This is a genomic window from Bacillus sp. ILBB4, assembly GCF_035064545.1.
In the GTDB taxonomy this organism is placed as follows: Bacteria; Bacillota; Bacilli; order Bacillales; family Bacillaceae_H; genus Priestia.
This window is the reverse complement of record NZ_JAIQVD010000006.1, coordinates 204,286-210,355: the sequence shown is the minus strand read 5'-3', so window position 1 is coordinate 210,355 and position 6,070 is coordinate 204,286. Positions and strand designations below refer to the sequence as shown.

9 protein-coding genes are annotated in these 6,070 nt (G+C 35.4%); all 9 read right to left on the bottom strand.

Annotated elements, in window-relative coordinates:
• Positions 1-186: 186 nt before the first annotated feature.
• Positions 187-399: a hypothetical protein gene (locus tag LAV82_RS23950; RefSeq protein ID WP_499717132.1), complete on the bottom strand. Its 213-nt coding sequence runs from the start codon at positions 397-399 to the stop codon at positions 187-189.
• Complete coding sequence (locus LAV82_RS23945; RefSeq protein WP_499717131.1) at positions 386-1,570, bottom strand: DUF4062 domain-containing protein; 1,185 nt, start codon at positions 1,568-1,570, stop codon at positions 386-388. Before LAV82_RS23945 ends, LAV82_RS23950 begins: the two co-directional genes overlap by 14 nt.
• Before the next feature lie 102 nt (positions 1,571-1,672).
• Positions 1,673-2,311 carry an Ntn hydrolase family protein gene (locus LAV82_RS23940; RefSeq protein ID WP_499717130.1) on the bottom strand — a complete coding sequence of 213 codons (639 nt, stop codon included), beginning with the start codon at positions 2,309-2,311 and terminating at the stop codon, positions 1,673-1,675.
• Between the two features lie 33 nt (positions 2,312-2,344).
• The gene (locus LAV82_RS23935; RefSeq protein ID WP_499717129.1) at positions 2,345-2,482 is read right to left on the bottom strand and encodes a hypothetical protein; all 138 of its coding nucleotides are present in this window, start codon (positions 2,480-2,482) and stop codon (positions 2,345-2,347) included.
• 278 nt (positions 2,483-2,760) lie between these two features.
• On the bottom strand, positions 2,761-3,672 hold the full coding sequence (gene hag, locus LAV82_RS23930; protein WP_499717128.1) for a flagellin Hag: 912 nt from the start codon (positions 3,670-3,672) through the stop codon (positions 2,761-2,763).
• Entirely contained in the window at positions 3,669-3,884 is a 216-nt protein-coding gene (locus LAV82_RS23925) for a carbon storage regulator (RefSeq protein WP_499717127.1), read from the bottom strand. The genes hag and LAV82_RS23925 overlap by 4 nt, the downstream gene beginning before the upstream one ends.
• A gap of 102 nt (positions 3,885-3,986) precedes the next feature.
• Positions 3,987-4,916: a type II toxin-antitoxin system death-on-curing family toxin gene (locus LAV82_RS23920; protein ID WP_499717126.1), complete on the bottom strand. Its 930-nt coding sequence runs from the start codon at positions 4,914-4,916 to the stop codon at positions 3,987-3,989.
• 228 nt (positions 4,917-5,144) lie between these two features.
• On the bottom strand, positions 5,145-5,534 hold the full coding sequence (locus tag LAV82_RS23915) for a hypothetical protein (RefSeq protein WP_499717125.1): 390 nt from the start codon (positions 5,532-5,534) through the stop codon (positions 5,145-5,147).
• A gap of 20 nt (positions 5,535-5,554) precedes the next feature.
• A complete protein-coding gene (locus LAV82_RS23910) occupies positions 5,555-6,064 on the bottom strand; it encodes a hypothetical protein (protein WP_449305672.1) in 510 nt (169 codons plus the stop codon).
• Positions 6,065-6,070 lie beyond the last annotated feature (6 nt).

The following is a 6,070-nucleotide window of genomic DNA, read 5'->3' as shown; positions in this document are numbered from 1 at the left end:
CCTTTTTCTACCTCTGGATACTCTAAGTATTCGATAAGTAGTTCAGCTTTTTTATAAACGTTTTTCATATTACTTCCACTCCGTTTTTTTTTATAATTTTATTAAGTGAGATTAACTTACTTAATAAGTACATTTTACCATAAAAGGCAGTAAAAAAGAGCTTCCATTATGGAAGCTCCTTACTTATTATGGTCTGCTAGACCCTGTTGGTTTACTAGACCCTGTTGGTTTACTTGTATACATGTCATTGATTTCGCTTAATGCTTTTAGCACCGCTTGACTAGAATTTCTAACTTGTTTCATTCTGTCTCGTGTATGTTTACGTCTTAGTCCTGATGGTTCAGAGGCCACGAGCATTACATTGCCGTTATTGTATTGCATTTTTTTATTCACAGCCATAGTGTATCCCTCCTATAAGATCAGCTAAGAAATCTGTGTAAAGTGTTGTGTTAATTATAGCACACTCAATTTCCCTTTTAAAGGCTTCTACCTTAGTATTAGTCCATGTTGTGTCTAACGGATAGTGAAAACATAAGACATAATCGTTTGTATTAATTGCATAATACAACACATTTTTATCTTCTTGATATCCTATGACGCTAGTGTCTTCAAGGTGCGCCTTTACAACATATGAGTCCTCACTTGATAAATCATATTCAGGATTAGGAGATGTAGCACCTGCATATCCACAAAGTTTCATGGAATCCTCATGCTTCTTATACACTGTCATAGCATTACAATCTTCAAAACGTCCTATTTCTTCTGCTAGTACTGTGCCAGGACGCTGATAAATGAAGTCTCCAATCAAAGGGTCCATAGCTGCTTCTAAAAAGAGTGACCATTCACTGATAGTGCCATCTTTCAAATATGAAAGCAAGTTCAACGTATAGTCTTGATAGACAGCGAAATCTTGAGCGGCTAAGGCGTTCTCATGAATATCTTCTTTCATTGGAACGAGTTTTATTCCTTCACCTAAACGGTCACTTAAATAACTTTTTACTTTATGATAAGTATCAGGCGATTGAGCTAATACAAGTTCTTCAGTCCATATGCGAGCAGCTTGTACATCATAGATAAAAGCCCAAGTAAACGGATGAACTGAACTTATCTTTTCTCTTTGCCCTCTTCCTAAATCGTCATCAATTACTTCATTGACAATATCAATGGTGTAATCTGGATCACGGTGATTCTCTTCACGGTATTCTCTGTACCTGCGACTAAGATCAGGACGTATATGCTCTTCATACATTTCCTTTACGTCTGAATCCAAGAAAGCAATGATATATTTCCCTTCCTTAACCGCTGTTCTGAATTCTTGATATGTAGGAGTACATTTATCTTGCTCCCAGTAAGTTCCCACGTTTTCATTCAATAATAAGATGAAGATATCAGACTCCATAACCTTCTGAAGACACGTTTTCATGAAATCAGAATGCCAGGGATAGAAGTTGTCCTCAAAAAGTAAGGCACTGTGTCCTGCTTCTTCAAGCTCTTTTTTTAATCCAGCTCGCAATGGAATTAATTTGTTGTCATATGCGGAGCTGATAAATATTCTAGCTGGATTTGGCATATTATTCCCCCTTCACAAAATAAATCATAGCACATAAATAAAATAAGTTGAGAAAAAATACTATATAAAAAGAGCCCTATAAAAAGGCTCTAATTAATCTTATTAAGCATTTATGAGTAAAGGCTTCTCTCGTAGAACGACATCTCTTGTCAGGAAGTTGTTTACTGTTCTATCTGACTGAGAAATGTCATAGTTGAATTGTTTTTGAATAGCAAATGCTTTCTCTGGATTGAAGTTAACGTATTCTTCATATGTCGTTAATGCTTCATTCAATCTAGCACTTAAAAGATCATTGGGTTGCACTAAAAAATGATAAGTGTGCTTGCTATTATTAGCTGCAGTACCACGCTGAGAAAACTCATTAAGTACCACAACTTGAGGTTTTATAGAAGAAGTACTATCAATATGAGTGAAGCAAATGTCACCGTCTTTATTTAGTCCTCCTATTATTAAACGGTAATCAAAACCAGTTTTATTATAGCCAACTACTTCAAACAAAGACTCGACAAATGATTCTACATTGGACAAGTTATACTTGTTATCAACATTAGCCAATATTTCAGGAATGTACTTTGTATTAAATGTTCTATTACCTGCAGTAGCGATTACGATTTTGTCATTTATGCGACATATTTTATCTAATTTTTCTTCTACAACTTCGTCATTGTCTCCAGTCACACCTCTACCGTCTCCTACAAATGAAATAAAATAAGGTGTAGCTATTGCTGTTATTAGTGTCATGTGCATATCTTCCTTCTTTTTATTGATTCATTGCTATATTGAAACCATTAAGAGCCAACAGAAACAAAGGCGCTTATAATCAAAATAATGGCAGCCAAGAAAAAAACAACTTTTTTTTGCTAGTTCCTTAGTCTTTTGTTCGTACTCAGGAATATCTGTCAATTTATTCATTGTTTTTCCTCCTCTTTCCATACTACATTATATTATTCTTAAATATGTATATACAAGAAGAAATTGGACTACATTTAAACTACTTAAATAGGTATATATACCCTTGATTATCTAAAAAATGTAAAATACATTACTCTTGACTTAATTTTCTTCCTGTACTATCCTTAGAATAATAATCCTTATTAAACATATCTCCGTTTAAGAGGAATCCTATTCTGTCATCTAAATAGGTCATCAAAAAAGAGCAGGCTTAACACACCTGCTCTTTAGTCTATCTATTAACGTAATAATTGAAGTACTTGCTGCGGTTGCTGGTTAGCTTGAGACAGCATTGCTTGAGACGCTTGAGAAAGAATTGAGTTCTTAGTTTGCTCCATCATCTCACGAGCCATGTCCACATCCCTAATGCGTGACTCAGCTGCTGATAAGTTTTCAGATGAAGTACTTAGGTTGTTAATAGAGTGATCTAAACGGTTTTGGTTAGCACCTAGGCTAGAACGCTCAGCAGATACTGTTTCAATTGCCGATTGAATCTTTGTGATAGCTGTATCAGCTGCTGATTTGCTAGAAACATCAATTCCATCATTTGTTACAGCTTTAGCAGTTTTTGCATCACCTGTTGCAAAAGCATTATCTGCATCTGCACCAGCAACTCCTAAACTAACAGCATCCATTGCCTTAATGTCAAGGTTGATATTTTGTCCAGCGTTTGCTCCGATTTGGAACGTCATTGAATCCGCATCAGTAATGTTTGTTGTATTCTTTGAGTCCACTGCACCTGTAAGAAGCTTTTTCGTATTAAATTCAGTATCATTAGCAATACGAGTAACCTCTTTTGCAAGTTGGTTTACTTCTTTTTGAATTTCACCACGATCTACATCTGTATTGCTGTCATTTGAAGACTGAACTGCTAATTCACGCATGCGTTGAAGAATATCAGTTGTTTCTCCTAAAGCTCCTTCAGCAGTTTGGATAACTGAGATGCCATCTTGTGCGTTACGTGTTGCTTGGTCTAATCCACGGATTTGTCCACGCATTTTCTCAGAGATAGCAAGACCAGCTGCATCGTCAGACGCACTATTAATACGCAATCCTGATGATAATTTTTCCATTGATTTAGCTTGAGCGTTATTAGCGCTGTTAAGCTTACCATACGTGTTTAATGCTGTAATGTTGTGATTGATTCTCATGTTCCTTCGACCTCCGAATTGTCATTGTTTTTGTTCTCGTTCAGATCCGTCCTCCCGAGAATTTCCGTTCTGTGTATCTGATAAACTCTAGGGGCATCTATGTTGAGCCTGATGCATCCGTCATCTAATACCAGCTGAATAACTAATTCATCACCTGTTGGCGTTTGAATCGTTATGCTTTGTTTATCTTTTCTTGTTAGTACTAACCCCATGTAATTCATCCTCCTATGATGTAAGCTCATAATATATATCGGTACGTATTTCCCTAAGTTTAGTAAAAAAATAAAAAAACTTACACTTTGGAAGCGTAAGTTTCACTGATTATCATAGTCTCTTAATTTTTTCATTAGCTCTTGTTCTCGTTTACGTAACTGTTCAGCTTCATTGAAATCACCTTGAGCCATAAGCCTAGTGATTTCTGCTCTCGCTAAATCAATTTCAATTTCTAACTGATGATATTCAGAATCCAGTGAATTTTTAAGATCATCCTTGGCTACAAATATCTTGTCCAGTAACTTTGCCTCAAGGACTTTATCTTCAAACTGCATATCAACCATATTTTTAGCATCAAGGTTAATGCCTGTAAACTTAGCAAACCTCCGTTGAATATCTTTCAGAGGTCGATCAAATAAAGATTTTGTTGCAGTAGATAAAATCATTTCTACGATATCTATGTCATCTGGCTTATATGTTTCTTCTTTTGGTAATCTCTCTTCCATTGTCTTCAAAATAAGAAACACCATTTCCATTATTTCGAATTCTTTTTTTATTTCTTCAGATGTTAACTTGTTTTCACGCATTTCATCTGTATAGTGCTCTACTGGAACAACATTGGTTGTCATCCATTCACGTAAGCGTGGTAAATCCCATCCAGTATTGAGTACTTTATTCTTATGGTTTGAAACAAGCTTAGAAACATAGTACATTTCATCATCTGTTGCGTTTAATATGTAGCCGTTAAATTGCAAAAAAGAAGCTGCGGATATATATGCTGTACGCTTGTTGCCATCTCTAAAGTACTGATTAGTGGCTAAGGTATACATATATACTGCAGCTTTCATGGTTAAGCCTGGGTATAGCTCTTTACGAGGATCTGAGAATGGTTCTTCATCAAAAGGCTTGTTGGCTAAGCTGTCAATTAGACCTTTTTCAGTTTCTCCTACTATACCGCCAAATTTTTGCAACGCATAATCATGAAACATTCTTATATCTTCGGGAGTTAAAGGTTCAAATTCATTATTCAATTTTTACTCAACCTCTTTAATCCCTCATAGTTTCTTGCAACAACTTCTTTCATGATACGTTCCATCTTTAAATCTCTTTCACTTTTTTGATTCGGTTTCTTTTTCATGATATCCTCCTCAAGCAAAGCACCCTTGTTCATCACTATATTCCCCTCCTTATAGTATTATTACCAATAATATCATAGATATAAACAGAAAGAAAACTATTTAGAATATTCTGATAAAATTTCAGAACAACAAAATCTGACCTTCTTTGACAGCAGGAGCAACGTCTAGTGATAGACTACACTCAGAAATAATGAACTCGTCCTTGTATAAGTTATCAATAGGTTTAATTAGGATTGTTCTATCTTCTCGACTGATAAGTTCCTTTACTATACCTTTAATAGGACGATCAAACTTCACAATAACTTTATCATAGAGTTGATAGTCAAAAGGAAGATCGCATTGGATCTTCCTTTTTATCTCTACGAGCTCGTTACGATGAGTTAAGTTTATCGCATCAAAAGGTAGCTTGTCTAATTTCTGAATTTGCCTTCTTAATAAAATGCAGAACTCCTTTTGCTCCTGAATTGATTTACTTTTCCATTCAGCAACTACTTCTTTCACTTCACTCAACATAACAATCCCCTTTCTAGCTATTCAGACATTTCATCTTCAAACACATGAGGGTGAACTAAGTGTGAATCCTCCGGTTTTGTTGTATAAACAGTACGTCCATCTAATGATATATAACCACTAGCAACCATGCCTTTTTCTTTACAGAGAGCCCTCACCCATTTACCGCTAGGTCCACCATAATAGAATTTCTCACCATTGCTGAGTATTGTATACTCTTCATGATAAATTAGCTCTATTGGATTAAGTAAGCTAACTCTATTATATGTTGTTCTTCCCTTATCCCATTGCTTTGTTAGCTTTGGTAAGCATAAATAGGGAGTATCTTTTTTAGGTATAAAATTCCGAGGGAAGTTATTATAGGTCTTAAAATAACGGGGTTTATATCCATCAGAAATAATTCTGTTAATATTATTAGATTCTCCTGGGTATTCTTCTGCATTGCCCGTATAACCATTCTCGTCATATATTGCCCAAAAGACCTTTGCTCCAATGATTTCTACAACATCATCCACTCTTACTGTAGTCATGCTTGT

Excerpts from the sequence above, each read along its gene's own strand:
- LAV82_RS23950 (WP_499717132.1), bottom strand. The coding sequence starts at position 399 with ATGGCTGTGAATAAAAAAATGCAATACAATAACGGCAATGTAATGCTC.
- LAV82_RS23945 (WP_499717131.1), bottom strand. The coding sequence starts at position 1,570 with ATGCCAAATCCAGCTAGAATATTTATCAGCTCCGCATATGACAACAAA.
- LAV82_RS23940 (WP_499717130.1), bottom strand. The coding sequence starts at position 2,311 with ATGACACTAATAACAGCAATAGCTACACCTTATTTTATTTCATTTGTA.
- LAV82_RS23935 (WP_499717129.1), bottom strand. The coding sequence starts at position 2,482 with ATGAATAAATTGACAGATATTCCTGAGTACGAACAAAAGACTAAGGAA.
- hag (WP_499717128.1), bottom strand. The coding sequence starts at position 3,672 with ATGAGAATCAATCACAACATTACAGCATTAAACACGTATGGTAAGCTT.
- LAV82_RS23925 (WP_499717127.1), bottom strand. The coding sequence starts at position 3,884 with ATGGGGTTAGTACTAACAAGAAAAGATAAACAAAGCATAACGATTCAA.
- LAV82_RS23910 (WP_449305672.1), bottom strand. The coding sequence starts at position 6,064 with ATGACTACAGTAAGAGTGGATGATGTTGTAGAAATCATTGGAGCAAAG.